Origin of the sequence: Flavobacterium gyeonganense, assembly GCF_029625295.1 — a bacterium.
Lineage (GTDB): Bacteria > Bacteroidota > Bacteroidia > Flavobacteriales > Flavobacteriaceae > Flavobacterium > Flavobacterium gyeonganense.
Map to the genome: position 1 here is coordinate 132,203 of NZ_CP121112.1, position 23,409 is coordinate 155,611.

Here is a 23,409-nt window from a genome sequence, read left to right on the forward strand (position 1 = left end):
TCATGAAAAAGTTTATACTACTTTGCTTCACAATAGTAAGTGTTTTTTCATTCAGATGTTATGCCCAACAATCGAAAGTAAATGCTGCTGAAAAAAAATACGATGGCTATGCCTACATCGACGCCATAAAAACCTATGAGAGACTAGCCCGGAAAGGATACAAGTCCGAAGATATGTTTAAGAAACTAGGGAATTCTTATTACTTCAATTCTGATTTTGAAGGAGCTGCAAAATGGTATGGAGAGTTATTTGCGATAAATATAAATCCTGAACCTGAATTTTATTACAGATATGCCCAATCTCTAAAATCAACAGGACAAGCGGATCAGGCTAATAAAATTCTTAACGAATTTAACTCAAAATATCCAAATGACAATCGGGGCAAACTTTACAAAGAAAATGTAAATTACCTTGATAAGATCAAAGCCAATTCAGGACGCTATACTATTGAAGATGCCGGAATCAATTCACAATATTCTGACTACAGTACTTTTGTAGCCAACAATAAAATTTATTTTGCTTCGGCTCGTGACACCGGTAATTTTTCGCAGCGTAAACACAAATGGACAGGTGAATATTTTACTAATTTATATGTTACAAATGTAGATTCTGCAAAAGTAAAAAAGTTTAGAACTGCACTAAATACTAAATTCCACGAATCTTCTCCTGTACTTACCAAAGACGGAAAAACGATCTATTTTACACGTAATAATTATTTAGATGGAAAAAAAGGAAAAAATGAAGACAAAATTACTTTTATCAAAATTTACAAAGCAACTCTTGAAAATGGCAAATGGACTAATATTAGAGAGCTTCCCTTCAGCAGCAACAATTACAGTACTGCTCATCCTGCACTTAGTCCTGATGAAAAAACTTTATATTTTGCTTCTGATATGCCCGGAAGTATTGGTCAGTCTGATCTGTTTAAAGTCAGTATCAATGAAAAAGGTGAATACGGTAAACCTCAAAATTTAGGAGCATCAATCAATACAGAAGGCAGGGAAACATTTCCGTATGTCAGTAATGAAAATGAAATTTATTTTGCTTCAGACGGTCATCCCGGACTTGGAGGACTGGATGTTTTTGTAGGCCAGATTGATCCCGACGGGGGTATCAGTGATATCCAAAATGTAGGAGCTGATGTCAATTCGCCTAAAGATGATTTTGCCTATATAATTGATACAGCCACAAGACAAGGCTATTTTAGTTCCAATAAAGATGGTGGTAAGGGCTCAGATGACATTTATAAATTTCTGGAAACACGAAGATTAAAATGCAGTCAGGAATTATATGGCCTGATTACTGATCAGGCTACCGGAATGATTTTACCTGGGGCAAAAGTCAGTTTATATGACCGGGATTTGAATCTAAAAAGCACGATATATGCTGATGATACCGGAAATTATAATTTTAAAGTTGAATGTAAAGAAACGTATTATGTGAGGGCAGAAAAACCAGAATATAACACCAAAGAAGTAAGCATTGAAATTCCTGATAAAACCGGCAGAACAAATCTTCCAATAGCTTTAGAAAGTGCTAAATGCAAAGTTACTATTGGGGATGATTTAGGAAAATGTTTCGGTATCAAAATGATTTATTTTGACCTGGACAAATCCAACATCAGAGAAGAAGCTGCTTTGGATTTAGAAAAAATATTAGATGTACTCAATCAAAATCCTAAAATGAAACTGGATATCCGTTCTCATACAGATAGCAGGGCAAGCCATAAATACAATGAATCTTTGTCAGACCGAAGAGCAAAATCAACCATCGAATGGCTAATTACAAATGGTGTTGACAAAAACCGTTTAACAGGCAAGGGCTACGGCGAGACACAACTTGTAAACGAATGCTCAGATGGTGTAAAATGCAGCGAAGAAAAACATCAGGAAAACAGACGAAGCGAATTTATTATAACCGCTTTATAAAACTAAAATACCAAAAACCAATTCACCTCAGCTACCCTTCGGGGTAGCTTCTTAAAAATAAGTCGTTGCAAACATCACTTTACAACGACTTAATAACTAAACCTGAATACTAACTCTCTTTTTTAAATTTTTGCAAAAATATTGGTATAATACTTTTTACCAGTTTCTGCATCAATTTTAACAGCAATACCAAAGTGAGTATAATCTCCTTCGATATTTTGTTTATGTGATGGACTATCTAACCATGCTTTTAAAACACCTTCAGCGGTTTGATAGTTATATGCAATATTTTCTCCAACTTTTTTAGCACCCAGAACAGCGATAATATTCTCAGACCGGGCTACAAAATCATTATGATTTATAGCTTTATTTGCAATCATATAATTATCGTGTTCTTCAGATTTGAAAGAGATGTGATTGACTGTTATTAAACTATTCAATCCTATACTTACACGATACTTATTTATTAACTGCAATACCTCTAATTCAGAAGCATTATAGTTATATTCTGTTACAAGTTCAGACTTAGCAGTGTTAGTGCTTTCAACTGACTCTGATGAACAAGAACCAAAAATATAGACAACAGCCAAAAGCAAGATTGTCTGAAGCAATTTCTTCATAAAATAATTAGGTTAAAATATAAAGCAGAATTTGGGACAATTCGTTTTAATATTTGGAAACGTTATTAATTTACACTTCAAAAAAACAAAATTATCGTTTAAATGACAAATTTAATCGATGAAATGCACTACTATTTTTTATTTATAATATAATACTTACAATTAAGGTGATAATCGCTGAATACTCCAAGTAAAATCTGGCTGACTTTTATAACAAATTCTGTCATGCAGTCTATTAGCTCTGCCCTGCCAAAATTCAACTTCTAATGGAGTAACAATATAACCTCCCCAGTGCTCGGGTCGTGATATTGATTTTCCTTCAAAAGTAGTTTCCAGTTTTTTTAAATTTTCTTCTAAAAAAGATCTTGACGGAATCACCTCGCTTTGATTCGAAACAACAGCTCCCAATTTACTTCCGTCAGGACGAGAATCGAAATAATTGTCTGAGATAATTTCAGAAGTTTTTTGGGCAATTCCTTTTATAATGACCTGACGTTCCATTTCCTGCCAGAAAAAAGACAGACATACATGCGGATTTGCTGCAATCGCTTTTCCTTTTTCCGAATTATAATTGGTATAAAAAATAAATCCTTCTTCAGAAAATTTCTTTAATAAAACCACTCTCGATTTTGGAAACCCATCTAATCCAATGGTAGAAACAGTCATCGCATTTACTTCTCCGCTTCCGCCAAAATCTTCTACTTCATGAAACCACCGGTTAAAAAGGTTAATTGGATCTTCAGGAATAGAATCTTCCAGTAATTCACTTTTTTCGTAAGATCGCCTATAATTGCTTAAATCGTTCATTTTTTATTTTTTGTTACAAGTTAATTGTAAAATGTGAAATGCAAAATAATAACAGTAAAACTAAAAAAATATTACTTTTCACTCTTCAGTCTTTACTCTTTACTTTTTACTTTTTACTTTTTACTTTTTTACATCATTAAACTCAAACGAAACTCCGTCATCTGCTAAAAGTACATTTGGAAAAATTGTTTCAGCTTCTTCTTTAAAACGTTGAATTGATTCGTATCTTGTTGAATAATGCCCCAGGATCAATTGCTTTGCATTCGCTTTTAAAGCAATCGTTGCGGCTTCTTTCGCCGTTGAATGCAATGTTTTTTGTGCCAAAGGAGCTTCAGATTCCAAAAATGTAGATTCATGATATAAAATGTCTACATTTTCTATAATCTGGATAATAGCTTCATTATAAACAGTATCAGAACAGAAAGCATAACTTTTTGGCTGAATTGGATCAAAAGTCAGTTTTTCGTTTTCGATTATAGTTCCGTCATCAAGCGTAATATCTCCTCCGTTTTTTATTTTTTGATAATAAGCAACATGAATATTATAACGCTGAACCGCTTCAATATTTAACTTTCTTTCATCCGGTTTTTCTGTAAAGAGATAACCATTAGTGTAAACGCGATGCTTTAACGGAATTGTCTTCACTATAACTTTCTTATCTTCAAAAATAACTTCACTTTCTTTTGATTCTAATTCATGGAAAAACAAACTGTAAGTGGTCCATGATTCCGTCAATTTCAATTGAAGAAGAATAAGTTCTTTAATTCCCTTTGGACCATAAATATGTAAATCGCTAGTTCTTCCCAAAAGGGAAAAAGTCGAAACAGTTCCAATCAATCCGTAAAGATGGTCTCCGTGAAGATGGGAAATAAAAATGTGATTAATTTTTGAGAATTTAATCTTATTTTTCCGAAGCTGAACCTGCGTTCCTTCGCCACAGTCAATTAAAAACAACCTGTTTTTAATTTCTAAAACCTGAGAGGTAGGGTTTGTAATTGTCCTGGGAGTAGCTGCATAGCAGCCTAGTATAGTTAACTTCAATTTTATATTTATTCGTTTTTAGGTAAATCTTTTAATCGCCAAGGACTAAAAATAGATAAAAAATCGATTAAACAGCCAAATAAATTTAATCGATTAATTTATTTAAACGAATAAATACAAAAGGTGAGTTTTTAGAAGCCTAAGTCCCTTTCGATTTCTTCCATTTCGATAATATCATGAGCTTCTAAAAGAGAAGGCACAACGGTTAATTTATCAGAAATAGCATTGAAATCAAGCTCCGAAGCTACAATTACAAATGATTTCTTTGCTTTTTTTGCTGTTTGGAAAGTGGTAAAAAAAGTTTCAGATCACTTTCAGATAAATTGGAATCCGAAGTTAAATCGATAATAATATTTTGTTTTTCAAAGGTCTTAAACTGCTGCGTCACTTTATCCAAAAAAGATTTAAAATCTCCCTGAGTATCTTTAATAGTAACGGTATGTCCTTTCTGATCTACTTTCATTTTATAATTTGTGGGGCTTATATAAAAATTGATATTTCTGAACGCAAAGTTACGAAGTTTTTTTATTTGTTGTTTCAAGTTTCAGGTTTCAAGTTTCAGGTTTTGCTTGTCTTGAATATTTGTTAGAAAAAGTTTTGTCATTTCGACCTTTTGGGATAAATCACACTCATAAGTCGGCAAACATTGGCTCATATATTGCGGAGTTTTGTAGTGTGATTTCTCCCTTCGCTCGAAATGACAAACGTTACGCGACTTGAAACATTAAACTTGAAACAAAACTAAATCTATTGAATCTTAGAAGCCAAAAGATAAATAACCGCCATTCTAATCGCTACACCATTTTCTACCTGATTTAAGATTACAGAATGATCTGAATCAGCCACCTCAGAAGTGATTTCTACTCCCCTGTTGATGGGTCCCGGGTGCATGATTACGATTTCTTTTCCAAGCGAATCCAAAAGCGGTTTGTCAACTCCGTATTGCTGTGCGTATTCACGAGTTGACGGGAAGAAGTTTACATCCATACGTTCATTTTGTACACGAAGCATATTGGCTACGTCGCACCATTCTAAAGCTTTTCTCAAATTTGGTTCAACGGTAACACCTAGCGATTCAATATATCTCGGAATCAGCGTTTTTGGTCCACAGACTTTAACTTCAGCGCCCTGCATCTGCAAAGCATAAATATTAGACAAAGCTACTCTTGAATGCAGAATATCACCCACAATCACCACTTTTTTTCCGGCAACATCACCCAGTTTTTCTCTGATTGAATAACTGTCTAATAATGCCTGAGTTGGATGTTCGTGAGCACCATCGCCTGCGTTTACGACACTGGCTTTGACATTTTTGGATAAAAAATAAGCCGCTCCGGGATTGGAGTGGCGCATGACAACCATATCTACTTTCATTGAAAGGATATTGTTTACAGTATCAATAAGGGTTTCTCCTTTTTTAACCGAAGATTGGGCTGCTGAAAAACTAATCACATCTGCAGATAAACGTTTCTGTGCTAATTCAAAGGAAAGTTTGGTTCTGGTACTGTTTTCGAAAAAAATATTGGCAATGGTAATATCTCGTAATGAAGGAACTTTTTTAATTGGCCGGTTAATCACTTCTTTAAAATGATCTGCCGTTTCAAAAATCAGGTTTATATCATTTTCATTGATATATTTAATTCCTAATAAATGATTTACGCTTAATTCTTTCATTTTTGTTTCTTTAATATTATTTGTCAAATTCTGAATGACGAAATGTCCGGCATACAATACTTCTTTAAAGAGCAGCTACTCTATTTATTGGATCATTCGGTCTACAACTTCACTGTAATCCTGTAAATCTCTCGCCTCTTCATCAAAAACATTCTGCCATCTGAAACCCGGAATTTCAATTTTTGTCCTTGCCGATTCATTCCAGTTGACTTCAAAACCGTTGTTTCTTAGCACTTCCGCAACTTTCTTTCCTACAGCGATAGTAGTTGCTTCATCTGAATTATCTACTTTTTGAAAAGCGATATATAAACTGGGATCTTCAATAGAAACCGCTCTTGCTAAATCCTGTTCGTGATAAAAGCAATACCCATCAGATTCTACTTCATTTTCCTGAAGTTCTCTTTCTACCTCAACTACTTCGTATTCGCCGTCACTTGTGGTATATCCGGCATTGTGAAGCGCAATGATGTTTTCGTCTGCCAATTCATCAAACGCTTTTATCAGCTTTTCAGTATCTGTTGGCGTTTTCCAGTGCTTGCTTTCTTCCAGCAGTTTTTTGTATTCTTCGTCGATTATTTCAAAAGCCCATGCTTCTGAAATTTCGTCATCAAATTCGTTATCTTCAATTTCTTCTATAATGTTCTCTTTGATTTCATCAATAGAAAGAAATCCCATTCTTACCTGATTAAAAATTGATTCATAAATGAACGCTTCGTTTTCTGTCATGACTGTGTTTTCAATTTTTAACGATTTCTTTTAATTGGTAACCAAATGCACCACATCTTCGCCGTCATTTTCTTTCCAGCTCACTTTTACTTTTTCGCCATTAATCGCATCTACCTGACGGCCACGATAATCGGGCTGAATAGGCAAATTACGACTAAAACGTCTGTCGATTAACACCAGTAATTCGATTTCTGAAGGTCTTCCGAAAGACTGAATTGCGGTTAAGGCAGAACGAATACTGCGTCCGGTAAACAAAACGTCATCGATAAAAATGACTTTTTTGTTTTCGACTATAAAATTAATCTGGGTTTTATTGGCTTCAAGCGGTTTATCGGTTCTGCGGAAATCATCTCTAAAGAAAGTGATATCCAGATAACCCAGCGAAATTTCAGGTGTTTTGTATTCGTTCTCTAAAATTTGTTTCAAACGCTCCGCCAGAAAGACCCCTCTGGGCTGAATCCCGATTAAAATTGTATCTGAAAAATCAAGGTGTTTTTCGATTAACTGACAAGCCAAACGATGGAGTATGATAGTAACTTCTTTTGAATTAAGTAATACTTTCTGGCTCATAATTAATTGTAATGATTGGTCGGGCAAATATACAAATTCCGATTTAGGATTTATTCATTAATACTTCTTAAAAATTATTATTTTTTTTCAAAGAAACCCATGTAGCCTTGTGCCAGATGTATTCTAGCGGTCCTTGTTTATTTTTATTAAGCCACCACTTACAGAACCATAATTGTAATAGAAACAAAACAATACCAATTAATAAACTATAAGTCGCTCCGGTATATTCTACAAGTCCCAATCCGTATCGATAGTAAATAAAAGAGCCTACTATAGACTGCATTATGTAATTGGTCAGACTCATTTTACCAAACGGAATTAGTCCTGAAAGAATGTTTTGCACACGCTCTTTTTGATATAATAGTACAAATACAGCTACCATAAACATCATAAAAGCAAAATTAGACCATGACTTTACAATTACAGAAAGGGTTTTAAGCATCGATTTGTGCTCGATAATTTGTGATGAAAAAAATTTGAAACCGTATAAAGGGAGAAAAAGAAGAAAAGAAAAAAGCAGTACTTTTTTCCAAAACAAATTACTTTCTTGAGATGCGATAAACAATTTTCTGCGTCCCATTAACATTCCAAACATAAATAAAGCGGGAGCCTGAAAAAAACGGCCATTTTCCCAACACCAGAAAATTGATGCCCATCGTCCAAATTTTAAATTCCCAATTGCGTGATCCATAAAAGAATTGCTTTTTAAATATTCCCCCATCAATTTAAAATATGCATTTGAGATATTGGGTCCCGGAATATATTCCGGATGCAACAGCATATAAAAACACTTTATCCACTCCAAAGGCTGCAACATTAAAATAATAGCAGTAACAAAAACAGCTTTATCACTCCATTTACAAACCGGAATCAAAACAATTCCCAACACAGCATAAATCACCAAAATGTCACCTTCATAAAAAATAGTATTAAAAATACCAAAGCCTAACAAGAGTAATAATCTCCATAAAAATCTCATTCTAAAATCTTTACCTTTTCTTTCCTGATTATCATTTTGAATATAAAAGCTAAAACCAAACAGTAAGGCAAAAATAGCATAGGATTTTCCTCCAAAAAGAAAAAACAATGTTTCCCAAATTATTTTATCTAAGGATTTTATCCATTCCGGCAAATATTCGGGTAAGTAATAATAATCAAAATGTTCAATATTATGCAAAAACATAATAGACATAATAGCAAATCCCCTTAAGGCATCCACTACTTCAATTCGTGGTGCTTTGATACTTAAAGTACTGTTTGGCATAATTTCTTCGATATTTTTTTTACCAAAAATACTTTTATTTTTTAAAAAGACTAACAAATACCAAACAGATGCTTATTTTATATTAATTAAACATTCAATTTTAACAAATCAACAAAAATAGCTTAGTAGGCTATAATTGTAACTAATCCTGTAAAAACTTTGCCTGTTGTAAAAGCATATCCTTTATTATATAAGTTTTCTTTATATTTGAGTAAAACAAAAAACACCAAACATCATAAAACATAATCACCATATCCATTGATTATCATCGGTGGTTTAATGTAAACAATGAAAGGACTGAAGAAGATACTTCTGGCGTTTTTGAATATGGAAGTTATAAACCAGCAGGTGATGTGAAAACTGGAACTATTGAGGAATAAAAATGAATTTTTACCAACAAGAAATACATCGCATCAGCAAAATCTGTTATAAAAACGAAAGTCAGATCAAAACCGTAATACGGACTAAGAAATTTATTGAAACTAACTTCGAACAAGAACTTAATCTTGATGTTCTTTCCGATGCTCAATTCACATCGAAATTTCATTTATTGCGCTTATTTAAAAAATATTATGGCATGACACCGATACAATATTTAATTGACAGAAGAATAGAAAAATCTAAAGAATACCTGCAAAATGGAATGCCAGTAACTGAAACTTGTTTTGCGATTGGATTTGAAAGTCCTAGTTCTTTTAGTACTTTATTTAAAAATAAAATTGGGATTGCGCCAGTAGAATTTCAAAAAAGAGCAATTTTCGCAAAGTAGATCGGAATTGATTTTACAAACTTTGCATCAATCAATTTAAAAACATAAAAGATGAGAGTAAAAGTTATCGGGATTCCAGTTCAGGATCAGGAAATTGCATTACAATTTTATACGGAAAAACTAGGTTTTATAAAAAAACATGATGTACAATTGAGCGAAACTAATCGATGGTTAACACTAGTTTCGAAAGAAGAACAATTTGGAACTGAGATTTTATTAGAACCATCTCCAAATCATTTTGAACCGGCTAAAATCTATCAAAAAGCCCTTTTTGAAGCGGGAATTCCATACACACAATTCAACGTTGATGATATCGAAAAAGAATACAACAGACTTGTAAATCTTGGTGTAGAATTTAGCATGAAACCAACTGAAATGGGAACAGTTAAAATTGCAGTATTAAATGATATTTGCGGAAATAATATTCAGCTTATTGAAATATTGTAAAACTCAATGAACCCGATGAAAGAAAGTAATAGAAAATTCATATCTAACCCTAAAAGCCTATTTCTATTAGACAGCTTTGGTGCTTTGCTAACTACTATTTTGCTCTATTTTTTTCTTAGAAACTTCAACACTTTTTTCGGCTTATCAAAAGATATTTTCGAATACCTTTCATTAATTGCTTTGATTTTCTTTATTTTCTCGATCAGCTGCTTCTTTTTAGTAAGACAAAACCTGAAATGGTTTCTAAAAATAATCTGTACTGCTAATATTCTTTATTGCTTTCTTACATTAGGAATTATACTTTATTATTACCAAAGTATTTCTGTATTTGGTATTGTTTACTTTTTAGGAGAAATAGGCGTGATCACCGGAATTGTTTTTCTGGAAATAAAAATGATAAGAGAAAAGTAGCACACTTTTCAAAGGTTACAATTACTCTAATAAACATGGATAAATACAAAGAAACGTTTGAAACCTGGAACAAAATCGCAAAACTCTACGAGGATAAGTTTATGAATCTGAGTATTTATGATGAAACTTATGATTTCTTCTGCAGCTTTTTAAAAGACAATCAGAAAGTATTTGAAATTGGCTGCGGGCCGGGAAACATTACCAAATATTTGTTATCTAAAAAGCCTGAATTAAAAATTACAGGTATTGACATTGCACCAAAAATGATCGACTTAGCGAAGATAAATAATCCTACAGCTGATTTTAAAATAATGGACACCCGAAAACTGAATGAGTTAAATGAAAAATTTGACGCCATTATGTCCGGTTTTTGCCTGCCCTATTTATCCCAATCTGATTGTTCGAAACTTATTAATGATTCTGCACAAATTCTTACTGAAAATGGAATTTTGTACTTAAGTTTTGTACAAGGCGATGCTTCTAAATCAGGCTTTACTTCCGGAAGTTCCGGAGATCGTACTTATTTTTATTATCACTCTTTGGAAAATTTAAAAACAAGTCTTCTTGAAAATAATTTTGAAATTATAAAATTGTTCGAAATAAATTATCCCAAAGCTGAAGATGTTGAAATTCACATCATCATAATTGCAAAAGACAAAACTTTCTAATATTTGAAGTTAAAATCAAAATGATAAAACTTTTCGCTAAAATTGTATAACACATTTTCCTTGTTGCTAAAGTAATTTTATTTCTGAACTTAAAAACTCAGAATCATGCAAAATAAAATTACAAGATTGTTAATGGTATTGTTTATACTATTTTCATTTACAAGCTGCGAATTAGTTGGAGACATTTTTAAAGCCGGAATGGGTGTTGGAATCTTTATCGTGATTTTTATAATTGCGATTATTATCTGGATCTTTGCCAAAGTCTTCAAAAGGTAAAAAATAAAAAATCCCAAATTCATTTTTAATTGGAATTTGGGATTTTTAGTATTTGTTATTTATAGATTAAAGATTATACATCTTCTTTCTTTGTTCCTGAATTTTTTCATCATCAAGATATTCGTCAAATGTCATATAACGGTCGATCACTCCGTTTGGTGTCAATTCTACAATTCGGTTACCAACAGTCTGTGCAAACTCGTGGTCATGTGTAGTGAAGATTACAGAACCTTTAAAGTTTTTCAATGAGTTGTTGAAAGCTGTGATAGACTCCAGATCTAAGTGGTTTGTCGGCTCATCAAGCATTAAAATGTTAGCACGCTCCATCATCATCCTGGAAAGCATACAACGCACTTTTTCACCTCCTGATAAAACTCTGGATGTTTTTAAAGCCTCTTCTCCGGAGAAAATCATTTTCCCTAAGAAACCTCTAATAAATACCTCATCACGCTCTTCTTCTGTTTTAGCATATTGACGTAACCAGTCTACCAAAGTTAAATCATTTTCGAAGTATTTATGGTTTTCTGCCGGTAAATATGCCTGATTGGTTGTAATTCCCCAGTCAAAAGTTCCAGAATCTGCTTTTTGTTCGTTGTTTAAGATTTCGTAGAAAGCAGTTGTTGCACGTGAATCTTTAGAGAAAAGAACGATTTTGTCGCCCTTTGCCATATTCAAATCCACATCTTTGAATAAAACTTCCCCATCTACTGAAGCAGATAAACCTTCTACATTCAAAATCTGATCTCCGGCTTCACGATCCTGATCGAAGATAATTGCTGGGTAACGGCGGCTTGAAGGTTTAATTTCTGAAATATTCAATTTAGAAATCATTTTTTTACGAGAAGTTGCCTGTTTCGATTTTGCAACGTTCGCGCTAAAACGACGAATAAATTCTTCTAATTCCTGTTTCTTTTCTTCCGCTTTTTTGTTTTGCTGTGCACGCTGTTTTGCCGCTAACTGGCTGGATTCGTACCAAAATGTATAGTTTCCTGAGTAGTGATTGATTTTTCCGAAATCAATATCAGAAATATGAGTACAAACCGCATCTAAAAAGTGACGGTCGTGAGATACAACGATCACAGTATTTTCATAATTTGCAAGGAAGTTTTCTAACCATGCAATTGTCTCGAAATCCAAATCGTTGGTAGGCTCATCCATGATCAATACATCCGGATTTCCGAAAAGCGCCTGCGCCAAAAGCACACGTACTTTCATTTTTCCTTCCATATCAGCCATCAAAGTATAGTGCTGATCTTCGTTGATTCCTAGGTTAGACAACATCGCAGCAGCATCAGAATCAGCATTCCATCCGTTCATTTCCTCAAACTGAACCTGAAGCTCCCCTATTCTGTCTGCGTTTTTATCGTTGTAGTCTAAATAAAGTTCATCCATTTCCTTTTTAACAGCATACAAAACTTTATTTCCCATCAAAACTGTTTCCAAAACCGTATGCTCATCGAACATGTTGTGGTTTTGGTTTAAAACCGACATACGTTTTCCTGGTTCTAAATGGATATGTCCCGAAGTTGGGTCCATATCGCCCGAAATGATTTTTAGAAAAGTAGATTTTCCAGCACCATTGGCTCCAATAACGCCGTAAATGTTTCCGTGAGTAAAAGTTGTATTTACTTCGTCAAACAAAATTCGTTTGCCAAATTGTACTGATAAATTATTGACTGTTAACATGAATGTCTTTTTTATTAATTTGGTGCAAAAGTAAGGAAAAAGGTTCTAAGTTACAAAGATGCTAAGGTGCTAAGTTTTTTTGTGTTTTTGAACCATATAAGTTATATAAGTTCATATAAACTGTATGTTATGTTTTAATCTTGCAAAGTCACAGAGGCGCAAAGCTATTTATAAAGATGTTCCCTAAAATAGAAAAAACTTTGCGTCTTAGCGAATTTGCGAGAATTATTCAAACAGTAATTACATTATATAACTTATATGATAAAAAACTTCAAAGTTTGCTTTCTTTCTCTAGAGCGACTTCCAAACTTTCAAAATTCGAAACTACTTTTTTGATCAAACCTTCTTTATTGAGGATAAAATGCGTTGGAAAAGCATTCAACTGAAGCGTTTCATTCATGTATTCTTTCATGTTTGGAATCACGGAATACGACAATGGTTTTCTTGCTAAAAACGTTTTTAATTGCTCTGGCGTATCTTCGGCAAGGCTTATAAAAACAATATCTTTTCGGGCTTTGTACTTTGAAGCCAAGGCATTGACCTGCGGAAATTCTTTTATACAGGCTACACAGTGAATGTACCAGCATTTGATTACGATTATTTTTCCTTTCATAGATTCGTTTGAAACTACATTTCCGTCTAAATCTTTGAATGAAAAATTTGGAAAAGAGGTTCCTTCCATTTTAAAATTGTGCAAAGCATCAAAAGCCTGCTGATTGATTGTGGCTTTTATACTGGTATCTGATTTTGGAAGAATTTTGAATAATTTATAATAGAAAACCGAATCAGCTGATTTTAATCGGATTGGGATTAAATTTCCGTTTACTAACTGATTTAAAAATGTTTCTTTTGAGATTTCTTTTGAAAGATGATCAAAGGCGGTGAAATCTCTGGAAAGCATGATGTTTTTGCTTTGATATGCTGACCATTCGGTAAAATTCTTTTGAATTTGGATGGGATTAACCTCAGGATTTCTCAGTTTACTTTGAGCTGAAGAAATAGTAAAGATTAGAAATGTTACTATAAAGATGATTGGTTTTTGCATGAAATTTAATCGAATAATTTTAGGCTCAAAAGTACGCAAAATTAATGTTTCCCGCAGATTTTACAGATTTTGGAGATAAATTGATTTGGCAAACTTCCTTATAAAACGTAAAGCCCTAGCCCTGATCGAGGCGTTATCCTTTTGTGGCGGTCCCGATAACTATCGGGAGCCACAAAAGATTAAGCGGAGAGCAGGACACGAGCGATAGCGAAGTGACGAAATAAACAGCTCCTAAACTTAAACATAAAAAAACCTGACAATTACTTGCCAGGTTTAGAATGCTCTCCTCTAAGCAAAAACCAAATAACAAATTACCTAAAATCGATACATTGTGGAAATATAAATCAGATTAAAAAATAAATAACCAAACTCAATTTTAACCTTACCAATTTTTTATTTCCTTAATTTTAAAACATTCAACTTATTAATTGGGATGAATATCTCCACCGGATTTATGCCGGCAGAGAGATCTGTTACCAATTAACACAACTTCACTTAAACTACTTTACTAACTCAAACTTTTATATTAACTTTTTAAGACTTGTATAAACTGCCAGCTCAACATCGGCATGGTCTTTTGTATTACAATCTTCAATTAAACTTTTTAAATCTGCTGATTTTAAAGTTGATTTATTATCTAAAACGCGTAACAATTCCTGTGACGCATCGCTCAGCTTTTTAGCTAAAGGCAAAACTGGCTGTACTAATGGTGCATTGGCACTTAAGTCATTTAATTCTTTATCTAAGGCAATCCATTTGCTGAAAAATGCAGCAACTTTTGCTTTATTTTCAGGTGTTTTACTTGCCATATACTGCGTTACAGCATTATCAAAAGCCAATGCATCTTTTGCATCCGGCGTGCAGGCATCTGCAAAAAGAGTGAACGGTGAATAGGTTTGATATTCTGTTCCGTCTTTGTTTCGTGTATATCCTTTTAGAGGTTCGCAAACATTTGAGAATTCATTAAGGGATTTTACATTTTGATTGTTTGCAATATTTCTTAAAATCACATCTTTGTTGCGAATGTGTGTCAGCCCTAATTCTTCTAACCGGAATGAAACCGTTTCAAGGCGTCTGCGCATATCGGCTACATCTGTAATATTTTCGGCTGACCAAAGTCTTTCGGCAATTGCAGCTGTTCTGGGCCAAATTCTGGAATCTATTGTTTCCGGCGTTGCCAATTCTGTCCACATTGGAGCTTCCCCACCTAAAATTCTAGCTTTTTCTTCTGCTGTCAACTCCACTCCTTTCGGCATTGGGTCATTCAAATAATGGCTTTCAATTGGGTACATCAAATCGATATAATATCCGTTTGACAAGACTGCTTTGTAACCTTTTTTTACCGCTTCTGCTAAAGACTGGCCTGGCAGAATACCTTCATTTGGTCCTCTCCACGAATGAACGATTGCTTCTTTTGAAAGATTTTTGGTTAAAATTTCTTCCCAGCCCATCAACTGTTTACGGTGTTTTTTTAGCATCGGAGCCAGCTGCATGGTGAAATATGTTTGTAATTCGTGATTTGTTGCTAATTTATTTTTCTTTTTAAATTCCTGAATTTTAGGATTGGCATCCCAGTCTTTCCCTTCATTTTCATCTCCTCCAATGTGAAAATAATCTCCGGGAAACAATGGGCAGACCTCATCAAAGATTTCGCTTAACAATTGGTATGTTTGTGGGTTTGTGGGATCTAATGTAGGCGTAAAAATACCTGCATTTCTTTCGACTGTATAGGTTGCAATTGCTGTTCCCTGAATATTTTTTTCTGCTCCGCCTTTTACCGTAATTGCTTTGCTTCCTATTTCAGGATAAGCAGTCAATATCGCAGTTCCGTGACCCGGAACATCAATTTCCGGAACAATCAAAATACCGCGTTCATCAGCATATTTTACGATATTTCTAATTTCTTCCTGTGTATAATACATTCCATCCGAAGCCAGTTCAATTAGTTTTGGATGTTTTTTCATTTCGATTCTCCAGCCCTGGTCATCCACTAAATGCCAGTGAAAAACATTCATTTTCATAGCTGCCAGTCCGTCAAGATTTCTTTTGATAACATCTACCGGCTGAAAATGCCTTGCAGCATCAATCATCAAACCTCTCCATGTAAATCGTGGAAAATCTGAAATTTGTGCGTTCGGAAAATAAAATGATTTACTATTATTCTGCAACAGCTGCAATAACGTTTCAAGGCCATGTAAAGCTCCCAGATCGCTGGTTGCCTCTATTGTAATTTTATTTTGTTTGATGTCTAAATGATAACTTTCATCTTCATACAAACCAATTTTTCCGCTTTTAATGCAGTTAATCTGAAGTTCAGCTGTTGGAACTTCGTTTAGTTTTGAAACAAAATCCTGTCCGAAAAAAAGACCTGTTCTGCCATCTAAGCGACGTAAAAAACGGGTTACCCCTCCAAAAATTCTCGGATTTGGATTGCCGGTAATATTTACTTTAAAATTTTTACTCAAAGTAAAACTTCCGTCATTTAAAACAACATTTTGCGGCCAGGGCATAAGATTTAGCTGCTCTTTTTTAATCTGAGCACTAGAAGTTAAACCTGCTAATAGTAGGACTAGTATGTATTTCATTTTATGGCGCTTGAAAAATGGTTATCCTGAGACAACATTAATAAATAGATAAAAAATCCAGAATGATCACTCTATTGATCCTCACTATCAGTATGAAATCAATCTGAATTTGGTCATTTGATTAAATCAAATCCTAAAAATAATCTTAGTAATCAAAACGTTTGAAAGCCTCAATAGCTTCGTATTCTGCCAAACCTAATTCATCGTATAGAATGGCTGTGTTTTTGTTTCGGTCTTCTGCCCTAACCCAAAACTCTCTTGAATCATTCCCCTGAAACATAACCCTGTCTTTTTGAGACTGGTGATATAAAATCGCATGACGCTTCAGTAATACTTCAGATGGAGAAAGCGGAACAGCCATGTCTATTTCGTGAATATCCCATTCGTGCCATGCTCCTCTGTACAACCATAACCAACAGTCATCCATATATTTTTGTGGTTTTAATTCTTTCATCGCAGCAAATATTGCATTCAGACAAACTTCATGCGTCCCGTGCGGATCAGCAAGATCACCAGCAGCAAATACCTGATGTGGTTTTATTTGAGCAATAACATCTTTTACGATTGCAATATCTTCAGGACCTAACGGTTTTTTCTTTACCTGTCCGGTTTCATAAAACGGAAGATCTAAAAAGTGCGTGTTTTCATCTTTTAGTCCGATATATCTTGTTGCAGCATACGATTCCCTTCTTCGAATCAGTCCTTTTAATTTTCGAACTTCCAATGAATCTACCTGATCTTCAGATTTGTTGTTCAAAAATTCAATTACGGATTTGAAATTAATTTTAGCATCGGCATTACCAACAAAATCGTTACATACTTCAGCAAATTTTAATGCTTCGTCATCTGTAACCGCTATATTTCCTGAGGTTTGATATACTACGTGTACATCATGCCCCTGTTTAATTAATTTTGAAAAAGTTCCTCCCATAGAAATCACATCATCATCAGGATGCGGACTAAAAAGAATCACTCGTTTTTTTGCCGGATTGGCTCTTTCAGGACGATGTGAATCATCCGTATTAGGTTTTCCTCCAGGCCATCCTGTAATAGTATGCTGCAATACGTTGAACATGTTAATATTCAAATCGTACGCAGAACCTTCCTGTGCGAGAAGATCAGACATTCCGTTGTTGTTGTAATCACGATCTGTCAATTTTAAAATCGACTGTTTTGTTTTTTGGCACAACCAAACAATGGCTTTGCTTTTTAATTCCTGTGTCCAGATACATTCACCCACTAACCAAGGTGTTTTGAAACGTGTTAATTCTGAAGCCGCTGACTGATCTAAAACGAAGGTTGCATTAGGATGGTTTTGTAAAAATGTGGCCGGAATTTCAGAACTGATATCACCCTGAATGGTCCTCTTGATGATATCGGCTTTGTTTTGTCCCCATGCCATTAGTACAATTCTCTTCGATCTCATAATGGTCGAAACTCCCATGGTAATTGCTCTTTTCGGAACGTTATCAATACCATTAAAGTCAGATGAAGCATCTACTCTTGTAATGTGATCCAGTGTAATAATTCTGGTTCCGGAGTTGATGTGTGATCCCGGTTCGTTGAAACCTACGTGACCTGTACGTCCGATACCTAATAACTGAAAATCAAGACCTCCGGCTTGTTTGATATTCATTTCATAGTCTATACAATATTGATTCAGCTCATCAATTGCAACAGTACCGTCGGGAATATTAATATTTTCAGGATTTATGTCAATATGATTAAAAAGATGCTGATGCATGAAATAGTGATAGCTCTGATTATTCTCCTTTGACATTGGATAATATTCATCCAGATTGAAAGTGATTACATTTCTAAAACTTAATCCTTCTTCTCTATGCATTCTTACCAATTCCTCGTACACTTTTATAGGAGAAGACCCTGTTGCCAGACCTAATACACAGGTTTTATTTTTTTCTTGTTTTGATCTGATTAATTGTGCGATTTCCTGTGCTAAAATTACAGAAGCCTCTGCTGAACTTTTAAAGATTTCATTGTGAATTTTCTCAAATCTTGTCTCTTCAAATTTCCCTGCACTTTTATAGCTGATATCAGGTTTTATTTCTAAAGCACTTTTCATTTTTTTCTTTTTTGGTATTATATAAAGGTAAAGTTTTTAATATAATGGTATAAGTAACTTTCATCACTTATACCATTTTACAACCATACTTATTTTTTTATTTTTAGAAATTTGGAGCGTCAACATCCCACCATAGTCTTGTTGCTCCATTGTCAGGGCCACCAAGTACAGCAGAACCAGATTCAACACCTTTGGGGTTATTTGCAACTTCACTTTGAGCAAAAGGCAATCTTCTAACTCCAAGTTCAGTACTAATTATACCGCCACTTTTGTTGTTTGTAATTCTAAACAATTTTGGATAACCAGTTCTTCTAAATTCTGACCATGCTTCCTGACCATCCGGATAAGTAGCAATCCATTTTTGAGTGATAATTTTTTCAAGATTTGTTTCTTTATCTGCACCCCAGGCAACAGTAACTTTTGAAACTGCAGGTCTATTATTAGCAGGAAATAAAGGATCAACATAATCCATCGCTTTTTTTGTATTATCCGCAGCATAAGCAATTGCCCCTTCAATACCATTTTGTTCAAATGATGCAGCTATACCGGCTTCATACAATTCTTTGCCAGTCCCTCCCATATTCCAGCCTCTTAAAGCACCTTCTGCTCTTAAAAAATAAACCTCAGCGGTAGACATCCAGGTAACTTCGCCAGTTTTTGTTCTGGGTCCGGTTTGAGAAAATTTAGCATAAGTAGTCCCTGAAGGATAAGTAACTCCTGTTCTTACCGATGCATACTGTCCGGGAGTAACTTCAGCAGTTTCCCAATATTTTGCAATACGTGGATCTCCATAACCTCCTAAGATAGACTGCATATCAGCTCCCATAAATAGTCCAACCCAGGAATGACTCATTACATCAATCACGTTAAGATCCACAGGAGATTTAACTTTCATTACATCACTATTAACTTTAAAAACACCAATTGGATTATTTACAGCTTTTTCAGCTTCTATTTTAGCCAATTGCGGATCAACTTTAGAAATACGCATAGCCATTCTCAAACGAAGCGAGTTTGCATATTTCACCCATTGTGTATAGCTTCCTTCATATGCAGATAAATCTGTACCAGTAAATGCAGAAGGTTCATTTTCATTAATTCTCTTTGTTAACTCAGCAACTGCGAAATCAATATCTTTAAACATTTGTGTATAAATATCTTTTTGCGAATCATACAAAACTGCGCCTAAGTCACCAAATTTAGAATATACTGCAGGGCCGTACATATCAGTTATTCTTTGCATTTGTGCCACTTTTATAATTAATGACCATGCATAGAATTGATCAAATTTTCCTTCGGCTCTTTGCTTAACTTTATAAAGATTTGAAATAACATCAAGATAAGCTGTATCCCATGCAAAGCCATTCCACCCGGGATTTAAAGCATAATCATAGTTGTTTAGTGTTCCAAATGGTACCGGAGTAATCATATAACCTGACCACGCATCAGCTTGTAAACTTTGTTGTAATTGGTACTGCCAGGTAATATCAGAAATATACATTCTACTAAAAGAAGGTTTAAACAAACTTTTAATATTATTATAATCTTGCTCTAACTGTTCAGTTGTAGCCCCTGTTGGGTTAGTGTTTATATCTTCAAAATTATCTGTACAACTCATCGCTGCAAGTAAAGAGAAACATAATGCAGTTGTTTTTATTTTATTTATTGTCATGATTGTAAGATTTAGAAAGTTAAGTTTAAATTAATACCAATACTTCTTGTTGATGGCATTCCGAAAACATCAACACCTTGTAAACCTTCTCCAGTACTTAAAGCTACGTTTGGATCAAATGGAGCATCTTTGTAGATAAAGAATAAATTTCTTGCAATTAATGAGATACTTGCCGACTCTACTAAAGGCAATTTATCTTTTTTGAAAGTATAACCAATAGAAACCTCTCTTACACTTACATTTGTAGCATCATAAACATACTCGCCTGAAACCCCATTTCTACCTGCTGTGTTAGTATAATAATCAAAGGCATCCATTGAGGTTACCGGAGTAGTACCATCACTAGCTTTTACTCCATTTATTTTTACTGCACCTGCATTTCTGGCATCACCAGTTGCCTTAGACACTCCGTTATAATCATTGATTGCCTGAGTTAAACTTAAAACTTCACCCCCAAATCGTCCATCAAGTAAAACATTGGCAGTAAATGAACCTATTTTGAATGTATTTGACCAACCTAACATAAAATCAGGATTTGCATTACCCACTTCTTCCCAATCTGTTCTTTGAATAGTATTATCATCATTTACCAATATTCTTCCCTGATTATCTTTTTTAAATTTTATCCCTTCGATAACTCCAAAAGGTCTTCCTTCAATTAGTGCATACCTATAAGTATTTGAACCTGGATCTGTAAGTGTTATTCTTCCTCCTTCTCCTTGATCTGCAGGAATGTCATTTACTTTACTTTTATTTTGTGAGTAATTAACTCTGGATTCCCAATTGAATTTATCCCCTTTTATAATATCCGCAAATAATACAACTTCAAAACCTTTATTTGAAATACTACCTGCATTGATTAGATAATTTACATAACCATTAGTATTTGTAGTTCCTGCAGGAACCTGCATTAATTGATTTTTGGTTTCAGAATCATAATATGAGAACTCAAATCCTAATCTATTATTAAATATTCTCCACTCTGTACCAATTTCAACCTCAGATTTCATTTCAGGTTTTAATGTAGTTCCTGGTATTGGCCCACTAGTTGGTACAATGCTTCCTGCGACGATAGTAACAGTTGGATTTGTAATAAATGCAGTAATATCATTACCGGCTTGTGCATAAGTAGCACGAACTTTTCCAAAGTTAATAAAATCAGGCATTGTAGCCATTTCACTAACAATAGCCGTCATACCTACTGAAGGATAATCATACCCTGGTGAATCAGTATTAACTAAAGTAGATGACCAGTCTTTTCTTATAGCTGCATCTAAAAACAAATAATCCTTATATCCAAAAGTTGTAGCAGCAAATAATGATTGTACTTCTCTTTGATATGCTGTTTGTACATTCCCATTATTACTTGCAAAATTTCCTAATGTAAAAACGTTAGCATAATTTAATCCTCCACCGATTCCTGAATCAAGAGTTACACCAGCACTTTTACCATTATTGATACTGGCACCTATTGTAGCGTTGAATGAAAAATGCTCAGAAAATTTTGTATTAATTAAGCCTATCAAATCTGCATAATTTTGATTCGAAATTAAAGTCGAATTAAGATATCTACCATTTGTATGTACTAATGAAGTGGCAGATGTGGCAAACATTTCTTTTTGGAAATTGTTCTCACTTCTATTATAGCTGTATCTAGATGTTAAATGAAACCAATCTGCAATTTTATAATCTAAAGCAATAGCTCCGTTGAAAAAATTATTGGTATCAACAGATTTTTGCTTGTTTATTTGCCAATATGGATTCTCATTGCTTTCGTTAACAGTAGCAAAACCAGGATAATTCTGAATCATCATGTTTCTTACAGGATCATAAACTTCATATGTTTTTAAATCATTTAAACTAAATGCTCTTGGATGGGAAAAAACACCACTAATTGGATTAAAATACAATCCATTTGTAGGTCTGTTGTCAATTTTTTGAACAACATAATTTCCTGTTACGGCAACATTTAATTTATCTTTGAAAAAAGTACTTGTCTGACGAATCCCGAAATTATTTTTCTTCAAATGATTTCCGGGCATAATTCCTGACGCATCTGTATTTGCATAAGTTAAGCTAGTTGTATTTCCCTCAGTAGCTTTAGAAAAAGACATAGAAGTAATTTGATTAACCCCAGTTTCAAAAAAATCATCTACATCACCCTGAACCTTTTCTTTAGCCCCCCAGCTTCTTGCATCACCAACATTGGAAGTATAATCAGATTGAAATTTTGGCAAATAAGCTGCAGACTCAAAAGTAGTTACAGAGTTTATATTAAAAGTACCTGAGCTTGCTTTTGGTTTTTTTGAAGAAAGTAAAATTACTCCATTTGCTCCTTGAGACCCATACAAAACAGAAGCAGCAGCGCCTTTAAGTACTGTCATTCCTTCGTAATCATCCGGATTTATTAATGAAACAATATCACCTCCGTCACGATTACCCCCTGCAAGATCTCCAAAGGTTCCATTTGGCTGAGATGCCCCGGAACTTACCAAAGGAATACCATCTATAACGTATAATGGCTGGTTATTCGTAAAAGATGAATTACCACGAATAACGACCTTTGTAGATCCCCCGGCACCGGATGAACTTTTTGTAATTGCCACACCAGCAATTTTACCGGCAACTGTATTAATAAGATTAGCATCTTTAACCCTCGTAAGTTCATCACCTTTAAGCTCCTGAGCTGCATAAGTTAAAGATTTTCTAGTCTTTTTTATACCTAATGAAGTCACAACAACCTCATTTAAAGCATTTGACACTGCAGTTGCCATTTTAACATTAATTTCAGTTGACTCTCCTACAACAATCTTTTGTGTTTCAAGACCTACATAACTAAAAATTAGTGTTTGTCCGCTTTGTACATCAATTGAGTATAGACCGTCAAAATCAGTAGTAGTGCCTTTTTGACCACCTTCTACAGAAACAGATGCCCCTGGTAACGGCATCCCATCAGAATCTGTAATCAAACCTTTGACATTTTTTACCTGAGCAAGTGAAACCTGCGCTGTAAAAACAATCATAAAGATTAATAAAATTTTTTTCATGTTTATTTATTTTGTTAGTTATGGTGTAAATTTATCCTTAAGGGATTGTTAAAAAAAATAATTTAAACCAACTGCGAAAAACTTTAAACC

General features: G+C 34.1%; 18 protein-coding genes and 1 pseudogene. 5 read left to right on the forward strand and 14 right to left on the reverse strand.

Annotation, left to right across the window (positions count from 1 at the left end):
• Window positions 1-2: 2 nt before the first annotated feature.
• Window positions 3-1,928, forward strand: coding sequence for an OmpA family protein (locus P5P89_RS00525; protein WP_278010265.1), 1,926 nt, complete (start codon window positions 3-5; stop codon window positions 1,926-1,928).
• A 122-nt stretch (window positions 1,929-2,050) separates the two neighbouring features.
• On the opposite strand, the gene P5P89_RS00530 is transcribed toward P5P89_RS00525, so the two are convergent.
• The 8 genes and pseudogenes from P5P89_RS00530 to P5P89_RS00565 form a co-directional block, all read right to left on the reverse strand.
• Window positions 2,051-2,548 (reverse strand): CAP domain-containing protein, encoded by a 498-nt coding sequence (locus P5P89_RS00530; RefSeq protein ID WP_278010266.1) that lies wholly within the window; start codon window positions 2,546-2,548, stop codon window positions 2,051-2,053.
• 162 nt (window positions 2,549-2,710) lie between these two features.
• Window positions 2,711-3,355 carry a pyridoxamine 5'-phosphate oxidase gene (pdxH, locus tag P5P89_RS00535; RefSeq protein WP_278010267.1) on the reverse strand — a complete coding sequence of 215 codons (645 nt, stop codon included), beginning with the start codon at window positions 3,353-3,355 and terminating at the stop codon, window positions 2,711-2,713.
• A 120-nt stretch (window positions 3,356-3,475) separates the two neighbouring features.
• On the reverse strand, window positions 3,476-4,396 hold the full coding sequence (locus P5P89_RS00540; RefSeq protein ID WP_278010268.1) for a ribonuclease Z: 921 nt from the start codon (window positions 4,394-4,396) through the stop codon (window positions 3,476-3,478).
• Window positions 4,397-4,527: 131 nt separating this feature from the next.
• Window positions 4,528-4,859: pseudogene (locus P5P89_RS21570) on the reverse strand (ribonuclease Z).
• Between the two features lie 284 nt (window positions 4,860-5,143).
• Complete coding sequence (locus tag P5P89_RS00550) at window positions 5,144-6,070, reverse strand: aspartate carbamoyltransferase catalytic subunit (protein ID WP_278010270.1); 927 nt, start codon at window positions 6,068-6,070, stop codon at window positions 5,144-5,146.
• Between the two features lie 84 nt (window positions 6,071-6,154).
• A complete protein-coding gene (locus P5P89_RS00555) occupies window positions 6,155-6,796 on the reverse strand; it encodes a DUF6891 domain-containing protein (RefSeq protein WP_278010271.1) in 642 nt (213 codons plus the stop codon).
• A gap of 30 nt (window positions 6,797-6,826) precedes the next feature.
• Window positions 6,827-7,366, reverse strand: a complete 540-nt coding sequence (pyrR, locus tag P5P89_RS00560) for a bifunctional pyr operon transcriptional regulator/uracil phosphoribosyltransferase PyrR (RefSeq protein ID WP_223680401.1) — start codon at window positions 7,364-7,366, stop codon at window positions 6,827-6,829.
• Between the two features lie 67 nt (window positions 7,367-7,433).
• The gene (locus tag P5P89_RS00565; protein ID WP_278010272.1) at window positions 7,434-8,630 is read right to left on the reverse strand and encodes a DUF418 domain-containing protein; all 1,197 of its coding nucleotides are present in this window, start codon (window positions 8,628-8,630) and stop codon (window positions 7,434-7,436) included.
• Window positions 8,631-9,012: 382 nt separating this feature from the next.
• On the opposite strand from P5P89_RS00565, the gene P5P89_RS00570 reads away from it, so the two are divergent.
• The 4 genes from P5P89_RS00570 to P5P89_RS00585 all read left to right on the forward strand — a co-directional run bounded on the left by P5P89_RS00570 (window position 9,013) and on the right by P5P89_RS00585 (window position 11,201).
• Window positions 9,013-9,399 carry a helix-turn-helix domain-containing protein gene (locus P5P89_RS00570; RefSeq protein ID WP_278010273.1) on the forward strand — a complete coding sequence of 129 codons (387 nt, stop codon included), beginning with the start codon at window positions 9,013-9,015 and terminating at the stop codon, window positions 9,397-9,399.
• A 51-nt stretch (window positions 9,400-9,450) separates the two neighbouring features.
• On the forward strand, window positions 9,451-9,846 hold the full coding sequence (locus tag P5P89_RS00575; RefSeq protein ID WP_278010274.1) for a VOC family protein: 396 nt from the start codon (window positions 9,451-9,453) through the stop codon (window positions 9,844-9,846).
• Between the two features lie 446 nt (window positions 9,847-10,292).
• Complete coding sequence (locus tag P5P89_RS00580) at window positions 10,293-10,925, forward strand: class I SAM-dependent methyltransferase (RefSeq protein ID WP_278010275.1); 633 nt, start codon at window positions 10,293-10,295, stop codon at window positions 10,923-10,925.
• 105 nt (window positions 10,926-11,030) lie between these two features.
• Window positions 11,031-11,201, forward strand: coding sequence for a hypothetical protein (locus tag P5P89_RS00585; protein WP_167343461.1), 171 nt, complete (start codon window positions 11,031-11,033; stop codon window positions 11,199-11,201).
• 66 nt (window positions 11,202-11,267) lie between these two features.
• Here P5P89_RS00585 and P5P89_RS00590 read toward each other — a convergent pair whose 3' ends face one another.
• The 6 genes from P5P89_RS00590 to P5P89_RS00615 form a co-directional block, all read right to left on the reverse strand.
• Entirely contained in the window at window positions 11,268-12,887 is a 1,620-nt protein-coding gene (locus tag P5P89_RS00590; protein WP_278010276.1) for an ABC-F family ATP-binding cassette domain-containing protein, read from the reverse strand.
• Window positions 12,888-13,158: 271 nt separating this feature from the next.
• Entirely contained in the window at window positions 13,159-13,932 is a 774-nt protein-coding gene (locus P5P89_RS00595) for a TlpA family protein disulfide reductase (protein ID WP_278010277.1), read from the reverse strand.
• A 521-nt stretch (window positions 13,933-14,453) separates the two neighbouring features.
• On the reverse strand, window positions 14,454-16,517 hold the full coding sequence (locus P5P89_RS00600; protein WP_278010278.1) for a beta-N-acetylhexosaminidase: 2,064 nt from the start codon (window positions 16,515-16,517) through the stop codon (window positions 14,454-14,456).
• Window positions 16,518-16,662: 145 nt separating this feature from the next.
• Window positions 16,663-18,600, reverse strand: coding sequence for a glucosamine-6-phosphate deaminase (gene nagB / locus P5P89_RS00605; protein WP_278010279.1), 1,938 nt, complete (start codon window positions 18,598-18,600; stop codon window positions 16,663-16,665).
• Between the two features lie 103 nt (window positions 18,601-18,703).
• Entirely contained in the window at window positions 18,704-20,272 is a 1,569-nt protein-coding gene (locus P5P89_RS00610) for a RagB/SusD family nutrient uptake outer membrane protein (RefSeq protein ID WP_278010280.1), read from the reverse strand.
• An 11-nt stretch (window positions 20,273-20,283) separates the two neighbouring features.
• Entirely contained in the window at window positions 20,284-23,319 is a 3,036-nt protein-coding gene (locus P5P89_RS00615) for a SusC/RagA family TonB-linked outer membrane protein (RefSeq protein ID WP_278010281.1), read from the reverse strand.
• Window positions 23,320-23,409: the final 90 nt, after the last annotated feature.

What these genes read in the sequence shown, in the direction of transcription:
- P5P89_RS00525 (WP_278010265.1), top strand. Translation starts at nt 3, where the DNA reads ATGAAAAAGTTTATACTACTTTGCTTCACAATAGTAAGTGTTTTTTCA.
- P5P89_RS00530 (WP_278010266.1), bottom strand. Translation starts at nt 2,548, where the DNA reads ATGAAGAAATTGCTTCAGACAATCTTGCTTTTGGCTGTTGTCTATATT.
- pdxH (WP_278010267.1), bottom strand. Translation starts at nt 3,355, where the DNA reads ATGAACGATTTAAGCAATTATAGGCGATCTTACGAAAAAAGTGAATTA.
- P5P89_RS00550 (WP_278010270.1), bottom strand. Translation starts at nt 6,070, where the DNA reads ATGAAAGAATTAAGCGTAAATCATTTATTAGGAATTAAATATATCAAT.
- P5P89_RS00555 (WP_278010271.1), bottom strand. Translation starts at nt 6,796, where the DNA reads ATGACAGAAAACGAAGCGTTCATTTATGAATCAATTTTTAATCAGGTA.
- pyrR (WP_223680401.1), bottom strand. Translation starts at nt 7,366, where the DNA reads ATGAGCCAGAAAGTATTACTTAATTCAAAAGAAGTTACTATCATACTC.
- P5P89_RS00565 (WP_278010272.1), bottom strand. Translation starts at nt 8,630, where the DNA reads ATGCCAAACAGTACTTTAAGTATCAAAGCACCACGAATTGAAGTAGTG.
- P5P89_RS00570 (WP_278010273.1), top strand. Translation starts at nt 9,013, where the DNA reads ATGAATTTTTACCAACAAGAAATACATCGCATCAGCAAAATCTGTTAT.
- P5P89_RS00575 (WP_278010274.1), top strand. Translation starts at nt 9,451, where the DNA reads ATGAGAGTAAAAGTTATCGGGATTCCAGTTCAGGATCAGGAAATTGCA.
- P5P89_RS00580 (WP_278010275.1), top strand. Translation starts at nt 10,293, where the DNA reads ATGGATAAATACAAAGAAACGTTTGAAACCTGGAACAAAATCGCAAAA.
- P5P89_RS00585 (WP_167343461.1), top strand. Translation starts at nt 11,031, where the DNA reads ATGCAAAATAAAATTACAAGATTGTTAATGGTATTGTTTATACTATTT.
- P5P89_RS00590 (WP_278010276.1), bottom strand. Translation starts at nt 12,887, where the DNA reads ATGTTAACAGTCAATAATTTATCAGTACAATTTGGCAAACGAATTTTG.
- P5P89_RS00595 (WP_278010277.1), bottom strand. Translation starts at nt 13,932, where the DNA reads ATGCAAAAACCAATCATCTTTATAGTAACATTTCTAATCTTTACTATT.
- P5P89_RS00600 (WP_278010278.1), bottom strand. Translation starts at nt 16,517, where the DNA reads ATGAAATACATACTAGTCCTACTATTAGCAGGTTTAACTTCTAGTGCT.
- nagB (WP_278010279.1), bottom strand. Translation starts at nt 18,600, where the DNA reads ATGAAAAGTGCTTTAGAAATAAAACCTGATATCAGCTATAAAAGTGCA.
- P5P89_RS00610 (WP_278010280.1), bottom strand. Translation starts at nt 20,272, where the DNA reads ATGACAATAAATAAAATAAAAACAACTGCATTATGTTTCTCTTTACTT.
- P5P89_RS00615 (WP_278010281.1), bottom strand. Translation starts at nt 23,319, where the DNA reads ATGAAAAAAATTTTATTAATCTTTATGATTGTTTTTACAGCGCAGGTT.